A 25399-nucleotide genomic window follows, 5' to 3' on the forward strand; every position below is an offset into this window, starting at 1 on the left:
ACAGCCCATCCCCTTCCGGCGGTTCCGGTCCTAGACTGGCAGCACCCGGGCGCCGCTGTTCCGCACGGGAGCGGCGACGTGGTGCGGAGGTACCCGGTTTTGGCGACGAAGTCCACTGCAGGAAGGACATCCGGTATGCCGCGCCCGCTGCGCTGGCCGGCGCACTGGCTGCGCGGCAGTGCCCAGCGCGCGCCGGTAACCCTAAGCTTTCTCGCCGTCCTGTGGATTGCCGGGGCAGTCAGCGAAAGCCTGGTCTCCGGGCCCGCCGGTGAGGTGGCCAACTGGGTCATTCTCTCGGCCGGTTCACTCCCCGGGCATTGGCCGGCCCTGCTGCTCTCCGGGTTCTGGGCCGCCAATCTGGGCGGGTACATCATCGGCACCCTCCTGGTGCTGCTGGTGGCGCTTCCCTGCGAACGCCTTATCGGCTCGGCCAGATTTGCTGCGGCCGCCGTATTCAGCCAGGTTCTCGGCGCGCTGCTCGCGATCGGTTTCGCCCATGCCGCCAACGCCATTCCCGGAGAATGGTCGCTGGCCCTGGAATCCGAGTCCTTCGTGGGGCCGGTGGCCCTGGTCTGCGGTGTGGCCGCCGCGGCCAGCGCCCGCTTTCCCACCCTGTGGCGCCGCAGGGTGAGGGTTGGACTGTTCACCCTGCTGATCCTTCTGGCCCTGTACGGCGGCTCGTTCCACAGCATTACGGTGCTCGCTGCCACTGTGACAGGTGCCTTCGCGGGACCGGTGCTGGAGGGCCGGCCGCCCACCCTTCCGGGCCGGGTGGTGATCAGCCGGCGGGAAGCGCGCGTGCTGGTGGCCCTCATCGTGGCAGCGTCAGCGGCGGGGCCGGTCATTTCGGCGCTGAGTGCCCAAGCGGTGGGGCCGCTGGCGGTGCTGCGGTTCCTCAATACCGACATTGAACTCATCGACGCGCAGACTTTCGCGGCGCTGTGCAGCGAACCGGCACAAAAGACAGACTGCGGCGCCGCTGCGCTGCAGCTGCGTGCCGGTCCGGCCGGATTCTTCCTGGCCACGCTGCCCCAGGTTCTGTTGGTTGTCCTGGCCGAAGGGCTGCGGCGGGGGCGCCGTTTTGCCTGGTGGGGGGCCGTGGCACTGCAGGGCCTGATGACCGTCCTGGCGGCGCTCCGCGCGGCACGGTACCTCACCGGGGGATATGCCGGCCGGTATGAACTGGGTGCGGCCCAAAATGCGCTGGCCCTGGTCCTGCCCGTGTTGGTGCCCCTCGGTGTGTTCGTGCTGCTCTGTGCCGCCCGCGGCCTCTTCACGGTCTCGGCGCCGCCGGCCACGTACCGCCGGCTCTCGGTCACTGTGGCCGGAGCAGCCGTACTCCTCAGTGCCGTGTATGTCCTCGGTGGACTGGCCTTCCGCAATGACTTCACCCCGCAGGCGACGCCTGTGGCACTGATCGCCGACCTGCCGGAGCGGTTCCTGCCGGTCCTGGAACTGGAGATTCCGACGTCGACTCCCGGGCTCCTCCCGCTGACTCTGCCGGCCGACCTGCTGTATGAGGGCGTGGGCGTGCTGTTTTGGGTATTTGTCTGCGTGCTCCTGCTGAGGTCATTCCTGCAGCCTGCCTACCGCCGGGACTCCAGGGACACCGACCGGGCCCGCGCCCTCCTCAAGGCCCACGGCGGCGGAACCATGACGTGGATGACGCTTTGGCCCGGAAACACGTACTGGTTCTCCCCCAGCGGCAATTCATACGTCGCGTTCCGTCCCAACCCCGGCGTTGCGCTGACTGTCGGACGTCCCGTGGGACCGCGCCGCGAACTGCGCCGGACCATTGAGGAATTTGTCGATTTCTGCACGGCCAACGGAGCTGCCGCATGCTTCTATTCAGTGGACGAAGAGGTTGAAACCGTCACCGCCGGCCTGGGGTTCTCCAGGCTGCAGGTTGCCGAGGAGACCATCCTGGAGCTGGGGAACATGGAGTTCCGGGGGAAAAAATTCCAGGACCTGAGGACGGCGCTGAACCACGCCCGCAAGGCAGGCATCGAGGCGAAGTGGATCAACTATCCGACGGCGCCGCTGGCCGTGGTGGATCAGCTGCACGCCATTTCCGAAGAATGGGTGGCGGACAAAAAGATGCCGGAAATGGGCTTTACCCTGGGCGGGCTGGACGAGGTGGATGATCCCGAGGTCCGGTGCCTGATCGCCGTGGACAGCGACGGCACCATCCATGGCGTGACGTCCTGGCTCCCGGTGTACCGGGACGGCCGGGTGGTGGGGTGGACGCTGGATTTCATGCGCCGGCGCGGCAGCGGCTTCCGCCCGGCCATGGATTTCCTGATCGCATCCGCGGCCGGGATGCTGCAGGACGAGGGCTACGAGCTCCTCAGCCTCTCCGGCGCTCCCCTGGCCCGGACCGAGAGAACCGGAAAGGGTGACGCCCAGCTCCTGGACTCTGTCCTTGACCTGCTGGGCTCCACCTTGGAGCCGGTGTACGGCTTCCGCTCGCTGCTGGCCTTCAAAGCCAAGTTCCAGCCCCGTTATGTCCCCCTGTACATGACGTACTTCGATCCGGCGTCCCTGCCCGCCATCGGCAACGCCGTTGCACGGGCCTACCTGCCCCGGATCTCCCTGGCGCAGGGCCTCACCATGGTCCGGCGTATCGTGGACCGCGCCCGGTGACTTCGATTTCACTGGTCAGCGGGGCCGTGCCGGCGGTGCTGCTGGTCCTGGGCGCGCTGTCCCTGGTGTGGCTGGCGTGGGGTAGGCGACGGCACGTTTTCCTTGTGGTGCCGCTGGCAGCGGCGGTGGCGGTGCTGCTGACACTGATCCTCTACGGCCTGGCGGAAGACGTCTTTTATTGGTGGAATGCGTCGCTGCCGCGGATCCTTTACATCTATGCAGCATTCGGCATACTTTGCCTCATCCTGGTCTTTCCCCGAATCCGGGCGGCGGACTCCCTGTGGCCGCGGCTGGTAACCGTCACGGCAGCGGCCCTGGCAGTAACCGCTGTCGCAGGCGCGGCCAACAGCGCCTACGGGCAGTTCCCCACCGTGGGATCCCTGTTCAGCCCGCCGCAGCCCGAGGCTGAGCCGCTGCCGGAGCGAAGTCCCGGCAGCGCCGCGGGTTTGCCCGCCACCACCGACACCAATTGGACTCCCCCGGACTCGATGCCGGCGGGCGGCAAGGTGTACTCGGCCTCCATCCCGGGAGCAGTTTCCGGATATGCCTCAAACCCGGCGCTGGTCTATCTTCCGCCCGCCTACCTGGCGGACCCGGCGGCGGTAAACCTGCCGGTTCTGGTGCTCATCCACGGCCAGCCGGGTTCGCCCGGCGATTGGCTCGTGGGAGGACAGCTGCTCGAGATGATGGATTCCTTTGCCGCGGACCACGCGGGGCTGGCTCCCGTAGTGGTGATGCCCGATGCCTCCAATGCCAACAACAAAAACTGGCCACTGTGCCTGGATTCCGAGATCAGCTCCTCGGCCACGTACCTGGCGGTGGACGTTCCGGCATGGGTCCAGCAGCACCTGGCCGCCGGCCTGAACGGAGGATCCCAGTTCGGAATTGCCGGATACTCCTACGGCGGAACCTGCGCCCTGCAGCTGGCTGCAAATTATCCGGAGGCCTACCCCACCTTTATCGACATATCCGGGGAAGCGGAACCCGAAATCCCGCAGGGCAGGCAGGCCCTGATCAATACGTACTTCAACGGCGACGCGGCCGCGTTCACGAAACAGAATGCCCTGGACCTGCTGGCGGACGGTTCCTATCCCGAGTCAGCCGGGATTGTGGTGGTTGGAGCCGATGACTCCGTTTACGCCCCGCAGGGGGAGAAGGTTGCCGCCGCCGCCCGAAGCGCGGGCATGGAGATCATCCTGCAGAAGGTGCCCGGCGCCCACTCCTGGCAGGTGTGGAAAGCGGGTCTGGCACAAAACCTGGACTGGCTGGGCCGCCGGTTGGGCATACTGTCTTCATGACCCGAGACAGTTTTCAGCCTCCACCGCAGCAGGGCTCCGGTCCCCCGGAACGGTCCCGGTCCCGGGTACCGGGCTGGCTCGCCGCGGCGTTCCAATGGTTGGCGCAGCTGACCTCTCCGCATGCCGCGCTGCTCATCACACTGGCGGCGGGACTGGTTCCGGCCGTTCTCCTCACCCTGGGCTCGGCGGAAGTCTACGAGTCGGTGACCGAGTCGGACGGAGTGGCCCGCCTCGACCAGCCCGTCCTGGATGCGGCCCTGATGCTGCGTTCACCGCAGCTGGACAGTGCCGTGACGGCGTTCACCAACCTCGGCGGCACCATCGGCATGCCCATCCTGGCGGCCGCGGCGATGCTGGCCATGGCGCTGCGGTGGCGGTCCTGGACGCCGGTGCTGCTGGTATGCGCCGCGGCCGCCGGCTCACTGCTGATGACAGTGGCCGGCAAGGAAGTGGTGGGCCGCGCGCGGCCGGCCCTGACGGAGGCCGTTCCCCCGTTCGAGTATTCGGCATCCTTTCCCAGCGGGCATTCGCTGAACGCCGTCGTCATCAGCGGCGTGGTGGCGTACCTGCTGATCCTGCACCTGCACAGCCGCGGCGCGAAGGTGTTGACCGTGGTCCTGGCTTCAGCTTTTGCGGCCGCCATGGGCCTGAGCCGGGTCTACCTCGGGCACCACTGGTTCACTGACGTCCTGGTGGCCTGGACCCTGGGACTGGCCTGGCTGGCCGTGGTGATTACCGCGCACCGGCTGCTGCACTCCCGGCGGGCGGCGCAGCAAACGGCGCGCAGCTGATCCCACCGGCGGTTCCGGATGGTGTCCCGGCAGCGCCCCAAGAGCTTCAGGTGCGGCGCAGCAGCGCTTCGAGGATCTGTGCGACGCCGTCGTCAGCGAACGCCGGTGCCACCTTGTCCGCGGCGGCGAGGGCGTCCGCGTGTCCGGAGGCCATGGCATACCCGCAGCCTGCCCACTGCAGCATCTGCACGTCGTTGGGCATGTCCCCGAAGGCCACCACGTCCGCACGGTCGATGCCGCGGGATGCGGCATAGCCGGACAGGGTGACCGACTTGTCCAGGCCGAGCAGCGACATCTCCAGCAGCGCGGTGGAAGGCGCGGAATGCGTGGTCGAGACCAGGTGCGCCACGGAGGGCCGAACCTTGTGCAGGAACTCGTCCGGGGACGCACCGTCCACCCGGGCCAGGAACTTCACCACGGTGTGGGACTCGTCCAGGGTGGTTTCCAACGGTGCCGGAGTGGCGGCGCCGGGCAATTCACCGGATCCCGGCTCGAGGAAGCCCGGACCCAGATGGAACCCGTCCACGGTCTCGGCGGCGAAGCGTGCGCTGGGGTACAGCTCCCTGATGACGCCGGCGGCAGCAAAGATGTCCGGCAGGGCCAAAGCCTGAGCCTCCAGCACCCGCCCGGCCGCCAGGTCATACGTGATGGCACCGTTGGAGCAGATGACGGTCCCGCGGTGGCCCAGCAGGTCCCGCAGCGGACTGAGCCAGCGCGGCGGCCGGCCGGTGACAAAAACGACGTCGATGCCCGCTTCAGCGCAGTCGCGGAACGCGCGGACGGTCCGGTCGCTGATCCGGTTGTCGGGACCGACGATGGTCCCGTCCAGGTCACTTGCCACCAGACGCACCGGGCACCTCATTCACTCACGGAGTTGGTGTGCGCAGCTGCGCACGACTCCAGCCTAACCGGACCGGCGGGCTTCGCCGCAGGCGGCGAAGCGGCGTCCACTACTCGGCCGCGACCTCCGCAAGCCCGGTTATCCGGGCCCGGGCCAAGGTATGGGTAAACAGGTTGAATCCCAGGAAGGCAGGACTGGCATCCGCGGGCACTTCAAGGGTTTCCACGTCGACGGCGTGGACCACCACCATGTAGCGGTGCGGGCCGTGTCCCGCGGGCGGGGCCGCTCCCACGAATCCGCGGAACCCGGCGTCGTTCACCAGCTCCACCGTGCCTTTGGGCAGTTCATGCCGGTTTGAGGCGTCTGCCGGCAGGGATGACACCCCCGCCGGGATATTGAAGGCAGCCCAGTGCCAGAATCCGCTGCCGGTGGGTGCGTCGGGGTCGAAGATGGTCACCGCGAAGCTCTTGGTGCCCTCCGGTGCTCCGGACCAGCTCAGCTGCGGTGATTCATCCTTTCCGCCCGGCACTCCCATTTTTCCGCTGTACTGGGCCAGGGTGAACGGTTCAAGGTTCGAGAAATCATCGCTGGTGACGGTGAAGGCCGGCACCTGCGGCAACGCGTCATAGGGATCGTGGGACTGCATGTGTTTCTCTCCTTTTCCTGGTGGTTTTCGTGATGGGCGGGCGCGGTTACGGCAGTTCCAGCTCGGCCCGGTACGGCGGATTGGCTCCGGCGCGGGAAACGGTCACTGCGGCGGCGCGGACGGCGAAGTTGAGCACTGCCTGGAGGTCCCCGGTGCCGATTCGGGCCAGTTCAGCGCGCCGGGCACCGCCGTCGAGCTCCCGGTCCATCAGCGAAACCAGCAGGGCGGACATGAACGAGTCACCGGCTCCCACCGTATCCACCACGGTGACCGGCGGTACCGAAGCTTCAGCTTCACCGGCGGCGGTCACGGCCCATGCACCCTTGGAACCGCTGGTCACCGCGATCAGGGCCGGTCCCAGGCCAAGCCAGCGGCGGGCGGCGTCCTGGGGCGAATCCTGGGGATACAGCCAGGCCAGGTCCTCGTCGGAGGCCTTGACGACGTCGGAGAGGGCCACGAATTTTTCGGCCTGTTCCCGCGCGTAGGCCACATCGGTGATGATGGACGGCCGGCAGTTGGGGTCGTAGCTGATGATGATCCCAGGGCGGGCGCGTTCCACGGCCTGGAGCACGGCATCGGCGCCGGGGCGGAGCATTGCCGCAATGGATCCGGTGTGCAGGACGGTGGTCCCCTCCAGCAGCCGCGGCAGGGCGTCAGCCAGGGATGGCAGCTGCCACTCGAGGTCAAAGGTGTAGCGGGCACCGCCGGCCGGGTCCAGGACCGCGGTGGCCACGCTGGTGGGAAGGTTGTCGGCGGGCAGCGGGGTGAGGACCGAGTTGGCGCGCAGGTGCTGTTCGATCAGCAGCCCGTACTCATCCGTGCCGTAGCGGCCCGCGAACTGCACCGGCCGTCCCAGCCGGGCCACGCCGACGGCGACGTTCAGAGGGCTTCCACCGGGATGGAAACGCTTGGGAGCGGTGTCGCTGACAACCTCGTCCACGAGGGCTTCGCCGATTACTGTGAGCACGACCTCAACCTAACAGAGCAGCACGCCGGATGCCTTGAGAATGGTCCACATCAAAACTGTCCATGCCAAAGACCCCGGCCCCTTCGGCGGCCTGCGTCAGGGCGGTGACGACGGCGGACCATGCCGGGGTCCCGGGTGTGATGGGCGCGAAGTGGTCTCCGGGAACGAGCCGCAGTTCGGCCGGTGATCCGCTGGCCAGGGCGGCGTTCACAAACGTGGTGGAACAGCTCAGGGGAACAGCGGAATCGCTCTCTGAGTGCAGGGCCACAACGGGCACGGACAGCGGAAGCAGCTGCAGCGGATCCGCGCTGCGGTACCGGTCCCCGTCATCCGCGGGCGAGGATCCGAGAAAATTGCGGACCGCGCCGTCGCTCAATTCCAGCTCCAAGGCCTGGGCCATGTTCAGCACGCCCGCCTGGCTCACGACGCCGGTCACCGGCACGGCGGCACCGCTCCGGGCCGCCGCCCACACCGCTAGCTGCCCTCCCGCGGAATGGCCCAGCACGGTAACCCGGGACAGGTCCAGGCCGTGTTCCCGTGAGGCGGGACCGAGGGCGTCGATCCCGTCGCTGATGTCGTTGAAGGTCTCCGGCCAGCCGCCGCCGTTCCCGGCCCGCCGGTACTCCAGGTTCCAGCACGTGAAGCCCCGGCCGGCAAGATCGAGCGCACCGGGACGCCCCAACTCGGCGGTGTGTTTGGACCGCCAGTAGCCGCCGTGGATGATGACCACCACTCCGGCGTGCGGGACCGTGCGCCCGGAACTCTCCGGAAGTGTGAGCTCGGCATATTGTTCCGGGTCAGGCCCGTAAGGAATTCGAAGCGGACGCGGCGGCATCGGTAGCACTCCTTCAACTGGCCTAATGTGGTACTGAGCCTAATGGCCGGCGCGGCCGGCCGGAGGGCGACACATCGGGGTTCGTGAACGAATGGAGAGTTTTTTATGGGCGCGTGGGACAGCCTTGATGACCGGCTGCGTCCGGTGGTCCAGGCGAGTACTGAGGAGTATGCCCGGGTTCGCCCCGCCTTGGAAAAGCTCACCCGGGAGATGGAGGAAAGCCTCCGCGGCACCTTCACTGACAGCCCGGTCCGCCCGCTCTTTGTCGCATCCCGGACCAAAACAGTGGAGTCCTTCCGGGACAAGGCCTCCAGGACTTTGCCTTCCGAGGATCCCGACGAGCTGCCGACGCTGCTGTTTCCCGATCCGCTGCGCAACCTGATCGATCTGGTGGGTCTGCGCGTTATCGTGACGCTGCCCCACGAGGTGGACGAGGCGGCCAACCTCATCAAGCGGCAGCGCGCCGAATTCGACTGCCGCGGAGACCGTGAAAAAGACATCGGTTCCATCGAGTCCGGCACCTACGGCTATTCCAGCCGCCACCTGATCCTGCGGACCATCCAAAATGACACCGTCCGGGAGTACCACAAACTGCTGGACCCGGAACAGCGGCCTAACGGCAGCTACCTGTTCGAGGTGCAGATCCGCACCGTACTGGCGCACGCCTGGTCCGAGATCGAACATGACATCCGCTTCAAGGCGGGCGATCCCCGCGCCTGGAGCCCTTATTTTGACCGCCAGTTCACCGCCACGGCCGCCATGCTGGAAACCGTGGAAACGGCCTTCGCCGAACTGCACGAACGCTACGAGACCGTGACCGGTTTCTGGGACGAGGAGGGCGAGGGCAGTGCACCTCTGACGCCGAACCGGATCCGGGACGTGTGGATGACGCTGCTGCCGCACGTGAACCGCAAAACCGGGGATGACTGGGGCTGGGCGGCGGAACTGCTGGCCGCGCACGGCATGAAAACCACCATGGACCTGGCCGGGCTGCTGCAGGCCGACGCCATCACCGAGGTCCGCCAGGCGCTGGACCACCGGTACTCCCCCGGCCCGGACCGGCTGCTGGATGACCTGCTGCTGTGGCGCTTCGGCAAGGAACACATTGACCTCACCGCCGAACCGGAGGATGCCCCGGTGAAACCGCGGCGCGAGTCCCTGGGCCGGCGGTACCGGCAGATGCAGCTCTTCCGGGCCCGCGAGGCACAGTAGTAACTTTGCCCCGTGGGCATCGAACTGACCGGGCGGGACGCACGCCGGCTGCGGTGGCAGTCGCAGCTGCTGGGCGGCTCCGACCTGTCACCGGCCGGTGTCGTGCGCCGCGCCGTGGCACTGCAGGGGCAGGACTTGCCCGCCGTGCTGCAGGCCATCGCCATCCGCTCCCGCCCGGGAACCACCGTGCAGGACGTCCGCGGCGCCTTTGACCGCGGCGATCTGGTCCGCAGCTGGCCGATGCGCGGCACGCTTTTCGCCACCACACCGCAATTCCTGGGGGTCCTGCTGGCCTTCACCGCCGGACGCATCCGCGCCATGGCAGCACGGCGCCGCGCCGAGCTGGGGCTGGATGAAACGGTGATTTCCAGCGCCCGGGAAACCCTGCGGCAGGCTCTGCAGGAGCGGCCGCTGCTGCGCTCCGGCGCCATGGAGCTGTGGGAGGACGCCGGGATCAGCACGGCTGACGGGCGGGGCTACCACCTGCTGATGCACCTGGCGGTGGAGGGGCTGGTGCATTGGGGACCGTTCACCCCGGACGGCACGCAGCAGCAGCACCTCGTCCTGTCGGAACCGCATCACCCCGGGGAACCGGATGCCGCACTGGCGGAGGTGGTCCGCAGCTTTGTCCTGGCGCGGGGACCGGTGACGGAGGCGGACCTGGCCTGGTGGACCAAACTGCCCAAAACCATGGTCCGGCGTGCTGCCGCCGCAGCCGGGGATCTGGTGGAAGTCCGGGTGGATGGCGCTCCGGCATGGATGGTGGGCGAACCCCCGGTTCCGGCACAATCCGGCGTCACGCTGGTTCCGGGCTTCGACGAGTGGATCCTTGGCTACGCGGACCGGTCACTGGCGGCAAGCCCGGCCATGCTCGCCGCCCTGGTTCCGGGCAACAACGGAATTTTCCGGCCCGCCGTCCTGGTGGACGGCGTCGTCGTGGGGACCTGGCGGTGGCCACGCACCTCCCGGCTCGCACGCGAGCCGGTGCTGGAGATGGTGGAACCGGTGAGCCCGGCAACGCTGCGGCGGATCAAGCAGGCGCTGGCGGACTGGCCGCACCGCTGACGCGGCCCAAGCCTTAGGCCGAGGCGCGCCGAATCAGGGTCACCGGCGGCAGGGTGCCGGATTCCGCGGGCCCGGCTTCCGGGGCGGGACTGTTTCCGGTCCCGTCGCCGTCGACGGTTTGCGCCAGCACCATCCGGGCGAAACGCTCCCCGAGCGTGGCCGAGTCCACCCGCACGGTGGTCAGCGGGGGCAGCGCAAGTGATGCCAGCGGAACGTCTTCGGCACCGATCACGGCGAGGTCCCGGGGCGCCTGCCGGCCGTGCGCCGCCAGCCCGGCCAGCAGCGCAAAGGCATGGTCATCATCAAAGGCGCAGGCTGCGGTAACGGGCGCCGGTCCATCCAGGAAGCGGCCGACGACGGCGGCGGCCTCCCCAGCGTCCAGCCGCAGTGGCTCAATCACCGGCGGCGGAAGCCGGAGCCGGGCGCAGGCGTCAGTGATGGCCGCCAGCCGGATCTGTACGCGCCACGCATAGCCTGCTTCCGGCGGCACTGCCACGCCTATCCGCTGATGCCCGGCCGCGGCCAGATACTGCACCTGCAGCGCGCCTATGCCGAGGTCCGGATCGAGCGGATCCGAGAGCGTTTCCTGCAGTGAGGCGACGGGCAGACCGCTGGACCGCAGGGCAGCCAGTTCAGCCTCCTCCAGCGGGGTGGTGAGGATCAGTCCGGCGGGGGTGAGCGAATGCACCAGTGAAACGGCACCGCCCTGCGCCGGCAGCCGGTGCGCGATCAGCCGCAGCCCGTGGCGTTCCAGCTGTTCGGAGGCGGCGTCAATGATCATGGCCAGCGCACGGCCCAGCGGCTCGGGCGGCAGCAGCATCAGCACCAGGTCGCTGCGGCCGCGGCGCAGGGTGCGGGCGGCGGTTGACGGCGTGTAACCCAGCGCCCGGGCCGCGGCCAGGACCCGGTCTCGGGTGGCTGCGGAAATGCTTTGTCCCGTGTTGCCGTTCAGCACGTAGCTGACGGTCGCCCGGGAAACTCCCGCGGCCTGCGCGACGTCGCTCGACGTAACCCTGCGATCCACCCGCTGCGCACCTTTCACTGTCTTCCCGGGCCAACTTCCCGGGTAATCCGCCCCGGAATGTGCGGGGCTTATGTGTTCCGGATTTCTCCGGTATTCTGACGATACAGGGAACTTACACGTGTAACCTGCACGTGTAGCCTGCACCGGATAACTGCCGGTGAACCAGCGGCCGCAGATCCACGGCCGCCCTCCGACCGAAAGGACCGGCTCGTGGCCAACCAGCCCATCACCGCCCAGAACACCGTCCAGCAGTGGCTCGACCACCCGGCAGGCGGACCCGCCATCCGCGGCATGCTCGCCGCCGCAGGCAGCGACGAATCCACGCTGGGCCCGGCACTGACCCTGAAGCTGCAGCAGCTTGTCGACCTGAGCCAGGGCAAGTTCCCGCAGGCCGCGGTGGACGAGCTCGTGAAGGCAGCCAACGGCGGAGTGATGCCCGAAACCGCCGAGACCGCTCTGCCGACCGTGGCCGGACGTTTCGAAGGCCGCACCGTGATCGTCACGGGCGCCGGGTCCGGCATTGGCCGCGCCACCGCCGGACGGATCGCCCGCGAAGGCGGCCGCGTGATCGCCGTCGACATTGCCGAGGGCCGCATCAAGGAGCTCGCCGAAGAGCTCGGCGACGCCATTGTTCCGGTAGCCGCCGACCTGACGGACCTCGACGCCGTGGAGCGGATCATCGCCGCCGCCGGCGGACAGATTGACGGCCTGGCCAACGTGGCCGGCATCAACGATGACTTCAGCCCGCTGCACGAGGTGTCCGACGCCATGTGGCAGAAGGTGTTCGCCGTGAACGTTGACGGCCTCGTGCGCCTGACCCGCGCCGTACTGCCGTCCATGCTCGAAGCACACAAGGGCTCAATCGTGAACATCACCTCGGAGGCCGGCCTGCGCGGCTCGGCGTCCGGCGTGGCCTACACCGCCTCCAAGCACGCGGTGGTCGGCATTACCCGCAGCACCGCGTTCATGTACGCCAAGGAAGGCATCCGCGTGAACGCCGTGGCTCCGGGCGGCGTGGCCACCGGCATTCCCATGGGCGGGGCGACCAGCGAGTACGGCGAAGCCCGCCTCGGCCCGGCCCGCATCAACATTCCGGGCCTGGCATCGGCCGAGGAGCTGGCAGCGTCCATCACGTTCCTGCTCAGCGACGACGGCGTGAACATCAACGGCGCCATCCTTCCCTCTGACGGCGGCTGGTCGGCGGTCTAACCGCTGCCGTACCCGCTGCATCACGACGGCGGCCGGTGCCTTCCCAGGGGAAGGCACCGGCCGCCGTCGTCGTGCAGTCAGCGAATCAGCTACGCTCCGGAGACTCCGGCGGCGAGCTTGTTCAGCGACTCCTCCAGGTCGTCCTTGGACACCATCGGGAAGGAGACCTTCTTGAGGGTCTCCTTGTCGGTGACGTTGGACCAGTCATAGGTCAGCGTCACTTCGGTGGAGTCCGGGCCCTGGGGTTCGAGTTCCCAGACCCACTGCCAGCCCTTGGGCTCGGTGCCGGCCGGAGCCGTCTGCCAGGCCAGGAGCTTGTTGTGGTCGTACCCGGTGACGGTGTTTTCCGTCTGGTAGTCGCCCATTTTTTCGTTGTTCATGTTCATGGTGAAGACCTGCCCGGAGGCGGTGATGCGGTCGGTCTTCTCGTCCGAGATCACCATGCCGGAGCCGTCCAGCTCGGGGTGACGCTCGGGGTTGGACAGGAGGTTGAAAATGTCTGCTGCTGAAGCATCGATGATTCGTGAGACAACAACACTGCTCTGATCAGTGGTCAATGAACTCTCCTTCGATAGATGGATCGTACGTACCTGCGCGGGTCAGTCCGTGGTCTGCTCCGAGGCTTCCTGCAGTTCCCAGCCGGTGATGTACGGCGGGTCCTGCCCTTCGTCCCGGGTGTACTGCCGGCAGCGTGCCCGTTCATCCTGCAGCCACTGCCGGAAACCGGCCTGCGTTGATCCCAGCGACGCTACCCGGTCCAGCACGTCGATGGCCAACTGGAACCGGTCGATCTGGTTCAGCATGGCCATGTCGAACGGCGTGGTGGTGGTGCCCTCTTCCTTGTAGCCGCGCACGTGCAGGTTCCCGTGGTTGGTGCGCCGGTAGGTCAGGCGGTGGATCAGCCAGGGGTAGCCGTGGTAGGCGAAAATCACGGGCTTGTCCTGGGTGAAAAGGGTGTCAAAATCCCTGTCGGACAGCCCGTGCGGGTGCTCCGCCTCGTCCTGCAGGCGCATTAGGTCCACCACGTTGACCACCCGGATTTTCAGGTCCGGCAACTGCTCTTTGAGCAGGGCGGCGGCGGCCACGGTTTCCAGGGTGGGCACGTCGCCGGCGCAGGCCATCACGACGTCGGGATCGGTCTTTTCCCCGGGCCCCGCTGTTTCGCTGCCGGCGAAGTCCCAGATGCCAATGCCGCGCTGCACGTGCAGCAGGGCTTCCTGCGGATCAAGCCAGGCGGGAGTGGGCTGCTTGCCCGAGACCACCACGTTCACGCGGTCCCGGGTGCCCAGGATGTGCCGCGTGACGACGAGCATGGTGTTCACGTCCGGCGGCAGGTACACCCGGATGACGTCGGCCTTTTTGTTCACCACGTGGTCGATGAAGCCCGGGTCCTGGTGCGAGAACCCGTTGTGGTCCTGCTGCCAGACGTGGCTGGACAGCAGGTAGTTCAGCGACGCCACAGGCTGGCGCCAGGACAGTCCGCGGCTGACTTTCAGCCACTTGGCGTGCTGGTTGAACATGGAATCGACAATGTGGACAAAGGCTTCGTAGCAGTTGAACACTCCGTGCCGGCCGGTGAGCAGGTAGCCCTCCAGCCAGCCCTCGCAGAGGTGTTCGCTCAGGACTTCGGCCACGCGTCCGCTGCGGGCGAGGTTCTCGTCGATCTCGTCGATGCGCTGCTGCCAGGCCTTGTCCGTCACTTCGTACACGGCCTGCAGCCGGTTGGAGGCCGTCTCGTCCGGCCCGAAGATGCGGAAGTTGGAGGGGTTCTTCGAGATGACGTCCCGCAGGTAGCCGCCGGCGGTGATCATCGGGGAGATCCGCTGCGTGCCGGGTTTCTCCACATCCACGGCGTGCTCGGAGTAGGCCGGCAGTGCCAGGTCCTGCAGCAGCCGGCCGCCGTTCGCATACGGGGTGGCGCTCATCCGCAGGTCCCCCGCCGGTGCCAGGGCGGCGATTTCCGCGCGCAGCCGGCCGGCGTCGTCGAACAGTTCCTCCGGCCGGTAGGAAGCCAACCACTGTTCAAGCTGCGCCAGGTGCTCGGGGTTGTCATGGATTTCGGACAGCGGCACCTGGTGCGCGCGCCAGGTGCCCTCCACCTGCTTGCCGTCCACCACCGCGGGTCCGGTCCAGCCCTTGGGCGAGCGGAGGATGATCATCGGCCAGCGCGGGGCGTGGAGGTTGCGCTCGTCAGCGTCCGGTGCGTCGGCGGGCACGGCGGTACGCTCCCCGGAGCGGTAGGGCGCCTGGATGGCGTCGATTTCCGCGAGGCATGCCTCCAGCGCGGCGGCGAAATCGGCGTGCGCCTGCGCCGTGGACGCCGGGTCCTCCACGGTGACGAGGTGCGGGTGGTAGCCGTAGCCCTCCATCAGTTTCACCAGCTGCTCCTCGGGCATCCGCGCGAGGATCGTGGGGTTGGCAATCTTGTAGCCGTTCAGGTGCAGGATGGGCAGCACCGCGCCGTCCACGGCGGGATCCAGGAAGCTGTTGGAGTGCCAGCTGGCCGCGAGCGGCCCGGTTTCCGCCTCGCCGTCGCCAATCACGGTGGCGGCAATCAGGTTGGGGTTGTCGAACACCGCACCGTAGGCGTGGGCCAGGGAATAGCCCAGCTCGCCGCCCTCATGGATGGACCCGGGAGTTTCCGGGGCGGCGTGGCTGGGCACGCCGCCGGGGTAGGAGAACTGCTTGAACAGAGTCCGCAAACCCTCCTCATCCTTGCCCACGTGACTGTAAATCTCCGAGTAGGTGCCCTCGAGCCAGGCGTTGGCGACGTTGGCGGGACCGCCGTGGCCGGGCCCGGTAATGAACAGGACTTCCCGCTCCTGCTCCCGGATCAGCCGGTTCAAGTGGGCGTAGATGAAGTTCAGCCCGGGCGTGGTGCCCCAGTGGCCCAGCAGCCGGGCCTTCACATCCGTTTTCTCCAGCGGCCGGCGCAGCAGCGGGTTGTCCCGCAGGTAGATCTGCCCGGCGGAGAGGTAATTGGCGGCGCGCCACCACGTGTCCACGTCTTTCAGGGTTTCGCTCAGGGGTTGTTCCGGTGCAACTGGCGCAGAGGTCATGCGGTGCCTCCTTGGCGGGGTTGGTTCATCGGGATCAGTTCAGCGCGGTTTCAGACGGCGGGATTTACGACGGCGGGACGGCGGCGGGCCCGACGGCGGGACGATGACGGTGGATTGTCGTCGATGTATCAGGGAGCCTCCACCACAACGTCGGAGGGTTTTTTGTCCGGGCGCAGCCCCCGCCACGCGGGATGGCGCAGCTTGCCGGTGCCGGTGCGTTCAGAGTACGTCACCTCACCCACGAGGACCGGGCGGACCCACTGCGCATCAGAGGCGTCGGCGCCGGGAACACCGTCCAGCGGAGCCGTTTTGCGGGCCAGCTTCTTGAGCTTGCCGCCCACCAGTGCCAGGTCCCGTTCGCTGAGCCCTGAGCCCACCCGGCCAATGTAGGCCAAATCATGCCCGTCCGGCACCGCCACGAGCAGGGAACCGATCTTGGAGGCACGGTTGCCCTTGCCCGGACGCCAGCCAACAATCACCACTTCCTGGGTGAAGGAATTCTTGAGCTTGATCCAGCTCTTCGACCGGCGGCCGGGGGAATACGTGCTGTCCAGCCGCTTGGCCATCACTCCTTCAAGCCCGAGTTCCCTGCTGGAATCCACGGCCTCATCCATGGACATCTCCAGTGCCGGCGGGACCTGGACGTGCCCGTCCTCCCCCGCCGGTTCCACCGCCTGCTGCAGGATTTCCCGGCGCTGGGTGTACGGCAGCTCCAGCAGGGAATTGCCGTCCAGCCAGAGCAGGTCAAAGAGCATCAGGTGCACGGGGGTGCGGGCTGCGGCGGCATCTATGTCGCGCTTTTTGGTCAGGTGCATCCGGGGCTGCAGCAGCCCGAAGTCCGGCCGCCCAGCCTTATTGACGGCGATGATCTCCCCGTCGAGCACGGCGCGCTCCCCGTTCAGGTACCGGCCCAGTTCCTGCAGTTCGGGATACGCCGCGGTCATGTCGTTGCCGTTGCGGCTGATCAGGCGGGTTCCCTCCGGCGTCACGTCCACGATGGCGCGCACACCGTCCCATTTCATCTCAAAGCCCCACTCGTCGTCGTCGTTGACGTCCGCCCGGGTGCCCAGCGTGGCGAGCATGGGTTCAATGGACGGCAGTCCGTGGTCGGCGGCGTCGGCGGCCACTGCCTTCACCACCGCGCCGGCATCCGGAAGTGCCGCGCGGGGCGCCGGTGCGGCAGCGGCGGCGGCCACCGTTTCCTCGGGCGACGCTGCGGCCTCGGCCTTCGGTGCTTCCTGCCCGGATTCCCTCTTCTTCGGCGCGCCCTTCGACTCCGCTTTTGGCGCCGCCTTCGACGCGGAATCCGCCTGCCCGTCCTCGTCGGGCTCCGCAGCGGGCTGGTGCTTCATCAAGTGGATGAGCCAGTTATTGGCTCCGCCCTTGCCTCCGGTGTGGATCAGCGCGAACCGCCGCACCGCACCGCCTTCGGAGGCGAGTCCGCCGTCGGGCTGCCCGTGCAGCACCGCGATGACTTCCTTGCCGTCGCGCCATTTTTCCTTCTCGTACGTGCCGTGGTCCCAGATCCGGACTTCTCCGGCCCCGTACTCCCCTTTCGGGATGGTGCCTTCAAAGCTGCCGTAATCCAGCGGATGATCCTCGGTCTGGACGGCCAGGTGATTCTTGTCCGGCGAATCCGGCGGCCCCTTCGGCAGTGCCCAGGACACCAGGACGCCGTCGTGCTCCAGCCGGAAGTCCCAGTGCAGCCGCCGGGCATGATGTTCCTGGATCACAAAGCTGTTGCCCTCCGAAGGTTCGGCGGGTTCCTCGGGCACCGGTTCCGGCGTTTTGGCCGCATCGCGCATGCTGCGGTATTTGCTGAGCCGGTCGGCGGCGGCTTCGTCCTCACCGAGAACATCCGCGTCCACTTCACCGGAATTCATCCCCGCCAGCAGATCGCCGTCGTCGGCCAGCCGCTGCATCACCGCTTCATAATCCAGCTGTGCCAGGTCCGGATCGTCCAGCTCCTCCCAGGTGCGCGGAGCGGCAACCGTGGGGGTGAACCGCCCACGCAGGGAATACGGGCAAATGGTGGTTTTGTTGCGGTGGTTCTGGCTCCAGTCCAGCAGCACCTTCCCGGTGCGCCGGGACTTCTTCATGTCGGACACAATCAGGTCCGGGTGGTCCGCTTCCAGCGCCCGGGCCAGCTCGTGGGCCACGGCGCTGACCTCGTCGGACGTCTGCTGCCCGTCCAGGGCCGCGTACAGGTGAATGCCCTTGGATCCGCTGGTGACCGGCCGGGCGTCGAGGCCCATGTCGGCGAGGATGCCGCGGGCCAGCCGCGCCACTTCGGCGCACTGGGCCAGGTCCGCGCCGTCCCCCGGGTCCAGATCCAGCACCAGCCGGTCCGGGTTGTTGATCTTTCCGCGCGGGCCGAACCGCCACTGCGGAACATGGATTTCCAGGGCGGCGCTCTGGGCCAGCCAGGTGAGCGTGGCCAGGTCATTCACCAGCGGATAGATGTTGGTGGAGCTCTTGTGCTCAATCGCGAAGCGCTTCACCCAGGTGGGCGCGGAGGTTTCAATGTTTTTCTGGAAAAACACCTGCCCGGGCTCCTGCGGAGTTCCCACCCCGTGCACCCAGCGCTTCCGCGTGCACGGGCGGTCGCGGGAGTACGGCAGCAGCGCTTCGGCTACGGCGGCGTAATACGCCAGGACCTCCGCCTTGGTGGTTCCGGTCTCCGGATAGAGCACCTTGTCCAGGTTGGTCAGCCGCAGCCGGTGGCCGTCCACATTAACAGTCTCCTGCTGCTTCAGACCCGCTCCGCTGCTCGCCATGGTCCCTAGTCTTACCGGGATTACCGGCCGATTTCCACTATTTGTCAGACTGCTGAGGGAATTACGCCGAGGGCGTTCCGCCTCCCCTCGGCCCCGTGGCGCAAACTGTGTAAGTTGGAAAAATGAGTGAGCCGCAGCGGGTCTTGGTAACGGGTGCAACGGGCTACATCGGCGGACGGCTTGTTCCGCTCCTGATTCAGGACGGGCACAAGGTGCGGGTCCTGGTGCGGTCCCCGGAAAAGCTTAATGATGTGCCGTGGCACGACGACGTCGAGATTGTCCAGGGCGACCTGACGGACAAGGACTCCGTGGCCGGTGCCATGGCGGACACCGACACCGTGTACTTCCTGGTCCATTCGATGGCCTCCGGCAAGGGTTTCGCCGCCCAGGAGGAGGACATCGCCAACATCGTGGCCCAGGCCGCCGAGGAGGCCGGCGTCTCGCGGATCGTCTATCTGGGCGGCCTCCATCCGGAGGGCGAACTGTCCCCGCACATGCGCTCCCGCACCGAGGTGGGGCGGATCCTGCTGGAGGGCAAGGTTCCCGCCGTCGTGTATCAGGCCGGAGTGGTCATCGGCTCCGGGTCTGCATCGTTCGAGATGATCCGGCACCTGACCGAAACCCTCCCGGTGATGCCGGCTCCGAGCTGGGTGCGCCGGCGGATCGAACCCATCGCCATCCGCGACGTGCTGCATTACCTGGTGCGCGCCGTCGATCTGCCCGCGGACATCAACCGCACCTTCGACATCGGCTCCCGCGAGGTGCTGACCTACGCGGAGATCATGAATGGCTATGCCGAGGAAGCGGGCCTGCCGCGGCGCCGGATTTACGCCCTGCCGCTGCCAGCCCCGCGGCTGGCCGGCATGTGGGTGGCCCTGGTGACCCCCATTCCACGGTCCATGTCGCTGCCGCTGGTCGAATCCCTCCAGCACGACGCCGTGGCCAAGGAACACGACATTGATCAGTACCTGCCCCTGCCCGACGGCGGACTCACCGGATACTCGGAGGCGGTCAAGCGGGCGCTGGGCAAGGAGAAGCGCGGGGAAGTGGAAACCACCTGGGCCGGAGCATCGCCGGCGGCGGACGAGGCGTCCTCGCCGCTTCCCAGCGACCCGGACTGGGCCGGCCAAACGGTTTACGTGGACTCCCGGCAGCGCCGGTCAGCCGTTGCCCCGGAGCATGTCTGGAAGGTGATCGAGGGCATCGGCGGCAAGAACGGCTGGTATTCGCTGCCCATGGCCTGGGCCATCCGCGGCGTGCTGGACAAGACCGTGGGCGGGGCGGGGCTGACCCGCGGCCGGCGGAACCCCACCACCCTCTTCACCGGCGACGTCGTGGACTGGTGGCGGGTGGAGCTCCTGGAGCGCGGAAGCCTGCTGCGGCTGCGTGCCGAAATGCGGGTTCCGGGCAAGGCCTGGCTGGAGCTGCGGGTGGATCCCGACGGCGACGGCAGCCTGTACCGGCAGCGCGCCATTTACTTCCCGAAGGGTCTGGGCGGAAGACTGTACTGGTGGCTGATCGCCCCGTTCCACGGACTGATTTTCCCGTCCATGGCCAAGAACATCACCAAGCACGCCGCCAGGCTGGCCGAAGAGACCTGAGTCAGCCCTCCACACGCAGGCCCAGGTTGACCGCCAGCAGCGGGGCCAGCATCATCAGCTGCGCCTCGTCCACGGTGGCTCCGCTGAGACCGGGGAGGTGCGTGATGGAACGGAACCCGGTGGTGCGCAGGTCAACGTCCTGCAGCACCGCGCCGGACAGGTTCAGGCTGCCGATGGTGCAGTCGCGGAACGCCACCCGGGTGGCGTGGACACCGTCCAGGTCCAGTTCCTCGATCCTGCAGTTGCTGAACAGCACGTCGGTAAGCCGGGAACTGCGCAGGTTCACGAAGTCCAGCTTGCCGCCGTCCACATGCACCGAGTTCCAGCCGCTGTCGTAAAGCTCCGCCGACCCCAGCCTGCTGCCCTCCAGCACCACGTCCCTGAACGTGCTGCGCGGCGCCCGGAACACCGGGGCGTACAGGCCCGAAAACCGGCACTCCAGGAATCGGGCACCGCGCAGCCCGGTGTCCATCATGGAGACCGAGGCGAACTCGCACTCCAGGAAGGTGCTGCCCTGCAGGTCCCTTCCGTCGAAGGACTCGCCGTCGAAACGCAGCCCCTCGCAGGTGTCCCCGGCCTCCTGCGCCGGGGCGTCAGTCAGACCGTTCAGCCGCACCGGATCCAAAGCCGGGGCCCTGGTTTTTCCGGCGGATTTTGTGCTTCCGGACCGGCGGGCTGCCGAAGCCACGCCTACTTGCGCCGGCCGAAGATGAAGTAGGAGAGCGGGCCGACAAAGTTCACGGCACAGGCCGCCGACCACAGCGCCCGGGATCCGCGCACTTCCCCGGCCGGGCGCCGCCAGATGTCAGCCAGGGCCAGGCCGGCGAGAAGCACCTAGACGGTGGAGGCCACACCCACCATCTTCTTCTGCTGGGCGGTGAGGTCCCTGATGGATTTTTTCTTAACCAACGTGCTCTCGTTTCTGTCGGGGACGCCGGGATGGAGGCTGCTGCCTCCATCCCGGCACCGAGTGCTTTTGACTACGATTCTCCCGCACCAGCGGCGAAAAACTCATACTCCCGGTGCGCCGATTCGTGGAAGGCGGAGCGGGTGAGCTCTCTGACATCCTCGGGGCTGCGGTCCAGCACACGTTCCAGAATGTCCACCGCGGCTGTCGTGGATCCGGCAAAAGCCGGGTCGCTGTAGGTGTCCAGCCATTCGGCGTAGGGGTGGCCCGAATGGTTGGCATCCGACAGCCGGGTGCCCACATCCGCATAAATCCAGAAGCACGGCAGGAGCGCGCCAACCAGCCGTTCGTATTCGTTGGCTCCCCGGCCGGCGCCCGGGCCGGCAGCGTCGGCGCTGCCCAGCAGATGCTGCAGATATCCGCGGGTCACCGGTCCCGGCACGGCCTCCCGTCCCGCCAGCCCACCGTCAGTCCCTCCGCCGATCCCACCGCCGATCCCACCGTCCGGCAGCCACGAGGTGTGCAGCTCCATCTCGGTGGCCAGGGCATCGTACGCTGCCTTGGCCCAGAACACCTGCTCGTCGAGGGCGGGCGCCAGTTCGCTGGCACGCGCCAGTGCCCGGGCGTAGCCGCGGAGGTACAGGGCATCCTGGGCGAGGTAGAACTCGAAGGCTTCCCGGTTCAGGTGTCCGCTGCCCAGGGCCCGGACGAAGTCCAGCTCGTTGATGTCCGCCCGCACGGCGGCCGTCTGCTCCCACAGTGCCGCGGTGTGGGGGCCGGCCGCTTGGACCGGAGGAGCTTCCTTCATGGCTTCCGGCGCCGCCGCGGCTGCCCCAAGCGGTGCAAGCCCGCGTTCCCACACCCCGCGAAAATGGTGCACCGGGCCGTGGCCGGCGCCGACGTCGAGCTCGTCGGCGTATTCCAGCGCCTCCTGCAGCCACTCCTTGGTGGCCGTCAGCGCCAGGTCCCAGCGGCCCGTCCGGGCGTAACAGGTGGCCAGGGCCGCGGACATGGAGCATCCCGTTCCGTGGGTGTTGACCGTATCCACCCGCGGCGTCCGCACCTGCAGCACCACAGGGTCCGCAGCGGCGGCGTCCACTAGGGCATCGGGGCACCACTGGCCCGCAAGATGGCCGCCCTTGACCAGCACCTGCACGCCGTAGGCCGCGGACAGGCGTTCACCCTGCGCCAGCGCCGAGCTCCAGTCCCGGGCAACGGGTTCCTGCACCAGCACCGCCAGTTCCGGAAGGTTCGGTGTCACCACGTCCACGCGGTGCAGCAGCTGCCGGAGGGCGGCTTCCGCGCCGTCGTCCAGCAGGCGGTCTCCGCTGGTGGCAATCATGACCGGATCCAGCACCACGGCGGGCACCTGGGCCTCAGCCAGCCAGGCGTCAACGGTGTGCGTGACGCCGGTGCTGCCCAGCATGCCGATCTTCACGGCGTCGATAATGACGTCGTCGCTCACGGCGTCCAGCTGTTCACGCAGGAAACCGACGGGCGGAGTGTGCACCGAGCGCACGCCGCGGGTGTTCTGGGCGACGAGCGCGGTCACCACGGCCATCCCGTAGCCGCCGGTGGCCGCGATCGATTTCAGGTCCGCCTGGATACCGGCACCGCCGGCGGGATCAGTGCCGGCAATACTGAGGATCCGGGGAACCCTGTGGATGCTGCCGAAGTCCGAGCCGGCGTTTGTGCCGGCGCTCATGCGGGAATCCCCGCATTCCAGGCCCGGACCAGGTCAGCTGCCGCCCGCTGCGGATCAGCTGCCGCGCAGATGGCCGAGACCACTGCGGCGCCGGTGGCTCCGGCGGCCCGCAGCGGTCCGACGTCGTGGTGCAGGATGCCGCCGATGGCCACCACCGGAAGCGGGGCCCGGGCAGCGAAGCCGGCAAAGCCCTCCACCCCCAGCGGCTCCGGATGGTCGGGCTTGGTGTGAGTGGGGCGGATAACGCCGGCCCCGAGGTAATCCACGGTTCCCGGCGGCAGCACCGCGAGGGCGTCCAGATGCTCGGTGGTGTTGGCGGTCAGGCCGACAACGGCGTCCGGGCCCACCAGGGTGCGCACCAGTTCGGCGGGAAGATCCTTCTGGCCCACGTGCACGCCATGGACGTCGGCTCGCGCTGCCCGGGCGGCAAGATAAATATCAACCCGGTCATCCACCAGCACGGTGGCCCGGCCGGCCGCGGCCTCGGCGACGGCGAGGACGAGGGCATAAAAGTCCGCGGCGGAGGCGTCTTTTTCCCGCACCTGGATGGTTTCCACGCCGCCGGCCACGGCCGCCCGGACCGTTTCGACAACGCCGCGCGGCCCGCACAGGAGGGTGTCGGTCACCAGGTAGATGCCGCTGCTGCGGATACGCTCCCGGGAGCGGGACACGTCCGCCACTCCGGCCTTCACGCGGTCACCAGCCGCTGCTCCAGGTCCTGCCCGGTCAGGGAGGCAAGGGCATCGAGGAATCCGGCGGCGAAGCTGCCCGGCCCGGAGGATGCCTGCGCGGCAGGTTCAGCGGCCACCGTGTAAACCGCTGTTGCCGCTGCCACGGCGGCCAGCGCGCCGCCGTCGTCGGCCACTGCGAGGAAGGCCGCGGTGACCGCACCCAGCGCACACCCGCCGCCGGTAACCCGTGTCAGGAGCGCATCCCCGTTGCTGATCCGGAGGGTCTGGACCCCGTCCGTGATCAGGTCTGTCGGTCCGGACACGGCCACCACGGAGCCATGCTTCTCCGCGAGCAGGAGCGCTGCGGGCAGAGCTGCTTCCGGGTCATCGGTCGCGTCGACGCCGCGGCCGCCGGTCCCCAGACCGGCGAGGGCGATGATCTCCGACGCGTTCCCGCGGATGGCCGTTGGCCGCAGGGCCAGCAGTTCCGCGGCCAGGGCGGTGCGCACGGGCAGGCTGCCCACGGCCACCGGATCCAGGACCCAGGGGGTTCCGGCGTCATTGGCGGCTTCGGCTGCCTCCAGCATGGCCCGGCGCTGTTCCTCGTGCGGGGTGCCCAAGTTGATCAGCACGCCGGAGGCAGCCCGGGCAAACGGTCCGGCCTCCCCCGGGATGTCGGTCATGGCCGGCGCCGCGCCCAGCGCCAGCAGCACGTTGGCGGTGAAGTTGGTGACCACGGCATTGGTCAGGCACTGCACCAGCGGCGGCTCGGTGCGCACGCGGTCCAGGAGGGTGGAAACAGTTAACGGTGTCAGGCGAATAGTCATCCGCGACATCCCTTCGCTAGTTCGAACTAGATCAGGTTCAACGGGTCTTATCTCAGCCTTGCGGCACCCCGTGTCACTGCAGACGACTCTAGGCCATTTCCGTGCCCGTTCCCACCTGTGCGGGGAGCGTCAGAGCGTGGAGTGCTCTCCCAGACGGTGGTAGGTGCGGTTGTGGTAGACCAGCGGCTCGTCCGGCGCGCCGGGCGTCAGGACCTCCAGGACCTCGGCGGTGACCAGCACCGATGAGCCGACGGCGGTGCGGCCCAGCACGCGGGAGCGGAGGGCACGCGGGACCTCGCGCAGCAGCGGTTCACCGGTGGGAAGCTGTTCCCAGGCCAGGGAGGAGGTGAAGCGGTCCGATCCCGGGCGGGCAAACAGGCCGGCGAGGCCGGCATTCCGGGCCCCCAGGAGGTGGACCACAATCGTTTCGGCGGAGGCGACCACGCCGGCCGAGCCGGAGGCAGAAGCAAGCGAGAACACCAGGATGGCCGGGTCCGCGGAGACCGACGACACAGACGAAGCAGTGAGTCCCACCGGACCGGACCCGCCGGCTGCGGTAATGACGGCCACTCCCGCGGGATGGGCACGGAAGGCGTCCTTGAAAAGGTCTGTGAGCATAGCTCTACGCTAGAACCTCAACAATGGTTGAGGTCAAATCGGTGGTCCTCCGAACGCCGGATACACAGCGGATTGTTCTTCCCTTCCCGGCCGGAACCAGCCGGAACCTCAGTACTCCAGGAGCGGGGCCCCGGTTCCCCGGCCGGCCGACTCGTCACCGGGATTCACAAACCGGCATTCGGCCAGTGAGAGGCAGCCGCAGCCAATGCAGCCGCCGAGCCGGTCCCGCAGGGCCTCCAGGGAATGGATCCGGGCGTCCAGTTCCTCCCGCCAGGCGCGGGACAGCCGCTGCCAGTCGTTATGGTCCGGCACGGCGTCTTTCGGCAGTTCATCGAGGGCGCGGGCGATGGTGGCCAGCGGAACTCCGGCGCGCTGGGCGGCCCGGATGACCGCAACCCTGCGGAGCACCGACCGGTCAAAGCGGCGCTGGTTCCCTGCGGTGCGGCGGCTGACGATCAGCCCCTGCCGCTCATAAAAATGCAGGGCGGACACCGCCACTCCGCTGCGCTCGGCCACCTGGCCCACGGTCAGTTCGGACCGGGCCCACCCGCGTGCGTCAGCTACTCCGTCATTACCCACCGTCTTGCCCATGTTCCCCTCCGTTCCTCCATTATCGGCCCATGGGCATTCCGCGCGCGCCCCCTTGCCAGCGTCAGCCATGATTTCACGGGCCGGGTTCTGGCTACTCCACCGCCGGCGTGCC

22 protein-coding genes and 1 riboswitch are annotated in these 25399 nt (G+C 68.0%); of the genes, 7 read left to right on the plus strand and 15 right to left on the minus strand.

Features of this window, described 5'->3' with window-relative positions; translation table 11 throughout:
• Nucleotides 1-135: 135 nt before the first annotated feature.
• The 3 genes from AAE021_RS15440 to AAE021_RS15450 are packed head-to-tail and all read left to right on the plus strand — an operon-like array spanning nt 136 to nt 4732.
• A complete protein-coding gene (locus AAE021_RS15440) occupies nt 136-2643 on the plus strand; it encodes a DUF2156 domain-containing protein (RefSeq protein ID WP_342023186.1) in 2508 nt (835 codons plus the stop codon).
• The gene (locus AAE021_RS15445) at nt 2640-3941 is read left to right on the plus strand and encodes an alpha/beta hydrolase (protein ID WP_342023187.1); all 1302 of its coding nucleotides are present in this window, start codon (nt 2640-2642) and stop codon (nt 3939-3941) included. The genes AAE021_RS15440 and AAE021_RS15445 overlap by 4 nt, the downstream gene beginning before the upstream one ends.
• Entirely contained in the window at nt 3938-4732 is a 795-nt protein-coding gene (locus AAE021_RS15450; RefSeq protein ID WP_342023188.1) for a phosphatase PAP2 family protein, read from the plus strand. Before AAE021_RS15445 ends, AAE021_RS15450 begins: the two co-directional genes overlap by 4 nt.
• Nucleotides 4733-4778: 46 nt before the next feature.
• On the opposite strand, the gene AAE021_RS15455 is transcribed toward AAE021_RS15450, so the two are convergent.
• From AAE021_RS15455 to AAE021_RS15470, 4 genes are all read right to left on the minus strand, one after another.
• Nucleotides 4779-5582, minus strand: a complete 804-nt coding sequence (locus AAE021_RS15455; protein ID WP_342023189.1) for an HAD family hydrolase — start codon at nt 5580-5582, stop codon at nt 4779-4781.
• Between the two features lie 100 nt (nt 5583-5682).
• Nucleotides 5683-6219 (minus strand): YbhB/YbcL family Raf kinase inhibitor-like protein, encoded by a 537-nt coding sequence (locus AAE021_RS15460; RefSeq protein WP_342023190.1) that lies wholly within the window; start codon nt 6217-6219, stop codon nt 5683-5685.
• Nucleotides 6220-6265: 46 nt separating this feature from the next.
• On the minus strand, nt 6266-7186 hold the full coding sequence (locus AAE021_RS15465; RefSeq protein WP_342023191.1) for a carbohydrate kinase: 921 nt from the start codon (nt 7184-7186) through the stop codon (nt 6266-6268).
• A 4-nt stretch (nt 7187-7190) separates the two neighbouring features.
• A complete protein-coding gene (locus AAE021_RS15470; RefSeq protein WP_342023192.1) occupies nt 7191-8021 on the minus strand; it encodes an alpha/beta hydrolase in 831 nt (276 codons plus the stop codon).
• 105 nt (nt 8022-8126) lie between these two features.
• On the opposite strand from AAE021_RS15470, the gene AAE021_RS15475 reads away from it, so the two are divergent.
• Nucleotides 8127-9233: a (p)ppGpp synthetase gene (locus tag AAE021_RS15475; RefSeq protein WP_342023193.1), complete on the plus strand. Its 1107-nt coding sequence runs from the start codon at nt 8127-8129 to the stop codon at nt 9231-9233.
• Between the two features lie 12 nt (nt 9234-9245).
• A complete protein-coding gene (locus tag AAE021_RS15480) occupies nt 9246-10298 on the plus strand; it encodes a winged helix DNA-binding domain-containing protein (protein WP_342023194.1) in 1053 nt (350 codons plus the stop codon).
• Between the two features lie 13 nt (nt 10299-10311).
• Here the strand turns inward: AAE021_RS15480 and AAE021_RS15485 are convergent, their stop codons facing one another.
• Nucleotides 10312-11322 carry a LacI family DNA-binding transcriptional regulator gene (locus tag AAE021_RS15485; RefSeq protein ID WP_342023195.1) on the minus strand — a complete coding sequence of 337 codons (1011 nt, stop codon included), beginning with the start codon at nt 11320-11322 and terminating at the stop codon, nt 10312-10314.
• Nucleotides 11323-11532: 210 nt separating this feature from the next.
• On the opposite strand from AAE021_RS15485, the gene AAE021_RS15490 reads away from it, so the two are divergent.
• On the plus strand, nt 11533-12531 hold the full coding sequence (locus AAE021_RS15490; protein ID WP_342023196.1) for an SDR family oxidoreductase: 999 nt from the start codon (nt 11533-11535) through the stop codon (nt 12529-12531).
• An 89-nt stretch (nt 12532-12620) separates the two neighbouring features.
• On the opposite strand, the gene AAE021_RS15495 is transcribed toward AAE021_RS15490, so the two are convergent.
• The 3 genes from AAE021_RS15495 to AAE021_RS15505 form a co-directional block, all read right to left on the minus strand.
• The gene (locus AAE021_RS15495) at nt 12621-13088 is read right to left on the minus strand and encodes an SRPBCC family protein (protein ID WP_342023197.1); all 468 of its coding nucleotides are present in this window, start codon (nt 13086-13088) and stop codon (nt 12621-12623) included.
• A 42-nt stretch (nt 13089-13130) separates the two neighbouring features.
• A complete protein-coding gene (locus AAE021_RS15500) occupies nt 13131-15590 on the minus strand; it encodes a phosphoketolase family protein (RefSeq protein WP_342023198.1) in 2460 nt (819 codons plus the stop codon).
• 128 nt (nt 15591-15718) lie between these two features.
• A complete protein-coding gene (locus AAE021_RS15505; protein ID WP_342023199.1) occupies nt 15719-18367 on the minus strand; it encodes an ATP-dependent DNA ligase in 2649 nt (882 codons plus the stop codon).
• A 122-nt stretch (nt 18368-18489) separates the two neighbouring features.
• On the opposite strand from AAE021_RS15505, the gene AAE021_RS15510 reads away from it, so the two are divergent.
• A complete protein-coding gene (locus tag AAE021_RS15510) occupies nt 18490-19968 on the plus strand; it encodes an SDR family oxidoreductase (protein WP_342023200.1) in 1479 nt (492 codons plus the stop codon).
• A gap of 1 nt (nt 19969) precedes the next feature.
• Here AAE021_RS15510 and AAE021_RS15515 read toward each other — a convergent pair whose 3' ends face one another.
• From AAE021_RS15515 to soxR, 7 genes are all read right to left on the minus strand, one after another.
• Nucleotides 19970-20656, minus strand: coding sequence for a pentapeptide repeat-containing protein (locus tag AAE021_RS15515; RefSeq protein ID WP_342023201.1), 687 nt, complete (start codon nt 20654-20656; stop codon nt 19970-19972).
• A 2-nt stretch (nt 20657-20658) separates the two neighbouring features.
• Nucleotides 20659-20802, minus strand: a complete 144-nt coding sequence (locus AAE021_RS15520) for a PLDc N-terminal domain-containing protein (RefSeq protein WP_342023202.1) — start codon at nt 20800-20802, stop codon at nt 20659-20661.
• A gap of 146 nt (nt 20803-20948) precedes the next feature.
• Nucleotides 20949-22580 carry a bifunctional hydroxymethylpyrimidine kinase/phosphomethylpyrimidine kinase gene (locus AAE021_RS15525; RefSeq protein ID WP_342023203.1) on the minus strand — a complete coding sequence of 544 codons (1632 nt, stop codon included), beginning with the start codon at nt 22578-22580 and terminating at the stop codon, nt 20949-20951.
• Entirely contained in the window at nt 22577-23272 is a 696-nt protein-coding gene (gene thiE, locus AAE021_RS15530; protein WP_342023204.1) for a thiamine phosphate synthase, read from the minus strand. Before thiE ends, AAE021_RS15525 begins: the two co-directional genes overlap by 4 nt.
• On the minus strand, nt 23269-24078 hold the full coding sequence (thiM, locus tag AAE021_RS15535) for a hydroxyethylthiazole kinase (protein ID WP_342023205.1): 810 nt from the start codon (nt 24076-24078) through the stop codon (nt 23269-23271). Before thiM ends, thiE begins: the two co-directional genes overlap by 4 nt.
• Nucleotides 24070-24159, minus strand: a riboswitch (TPP riboswitch). Its footprint overlaps the gene before it by 9 nt.
• A 48-nt stretch (nt 24160-24207) precedes the next feature.
• Complete coding sequence (locus AAE021_RS15540; RefSeq protein ID WP_342023206.1) at nt 24208-24696, minus strand: flavin reductase family protein; 489 nt, start codon at nt 24694-24696, stop codon at nt 24208-24210.
• A gap of 108 nt (nt 24697-24804) precedes the next feature.
• Nucleotides 24805-25287, minus strand: coding sequence for a redox-sensitive transcriptional activator SoxR (soxR, locus tag AAE021_RS15545; RefSeq protein ID WP_342023207.1), 483 nt, complete (start codon nt 25285-25287; stop codon nt 24805-24807).
• Nucleotides 25288-25399: the final 112 nt, after the last annotated feature.

Source organism: Arthrobacter citreus, assembly GCF_038405225.1.
In the GTDB taxonomy this organism is placed as follows: Bacteria; Actinomycetota; Actinomycetes; order Actinomycetales; family Micrococcaceae; genus Arthrobacter_B; species Arthrobacter_B citreus_A.

Coding starts and splice junctions, on each gene's coding strand:
- AAE021_RS15440 (WP_342023186.1), top strand. CDS start 136: ATGCCGCGCCCGCTGCGCTGGCCGGCGCACTGGCTGCGCGGCAGTGCC.
- AAE021_RS15450 (WP_342023188.1), top strand. CDS start 3,938: ATGACCCGAGACAGTTTTCAGCCTCCACCGCAGCAGGGCTCCGGTCCC.
- AAE021_RS15460 (WP_342023190.1), bottom strand. CDS start 6,219: ATGCAGTCCCACGATCCCTATGACGCGTTGCCGCAGGTGCCGGCCTTC.
- AAE021_RS15470 (WP_342023192.1), bottom strand. CDS start 8,021: ATGCCGCCGCGTCCGCTTCGAATTCCTTACGGGCCTGACCCGGAACAA.
- AAE021_RS15475 (WP_342023193.1), top strand. CDS start 8,127: ATGGGCGCGTGGGACAGCCTTGATGACCGGCTGCGTCCGGTGGTCCAG.
- AAE021_RS15500 (WP_342023198.1), bottom strand. CDS start 15,590: ATGACCTCTGCGCCAGTTGCACCGGAACAACCCCTGAGCGAAACCCTG.
- AAE021_RS15505 (WP_342023199.1), bottom strand. CDS start 18,367: ATGGCGAGCAGCGGAGCGGGTCTGAAGCAGCAGGAGACTGTTAATGTG.
- AAE021_RS15510 (WP_342023200.1), top strand. CDS start 18,490: ATGAGTGAGCCGCAGCGGGTCTTGGTAACGGGTGCAACGGGCTACATC.
- AAE021_RS15525 (WP_342023203.1), bottom strand. CDS start 22,580: ATGAGCGCCGGCACAAACGCCGGCTCGGACTTCGGCAGCATCCACAGG.
- thiM (WP_342023205.1), bottom strand. CDS start 24,078: ATGACTATTCGCCTGACACCGTTAACTGTTTCCACCCTCCTGGACCGC.
- AAE021_RS15540 (WP_342023206.1), bottom strand. CDS start 24,696: ATGCTCACAGACCTTTTCAAGGACGCCTTCCGTGCCCATCCCGCGGGA.
- soxR (WP_342023207.1), bottom strand. CDS start 25,287: ATGGGCAAGACGGTGGGTAATGACGGAGTAGCTGACGCACGCGGGTGG.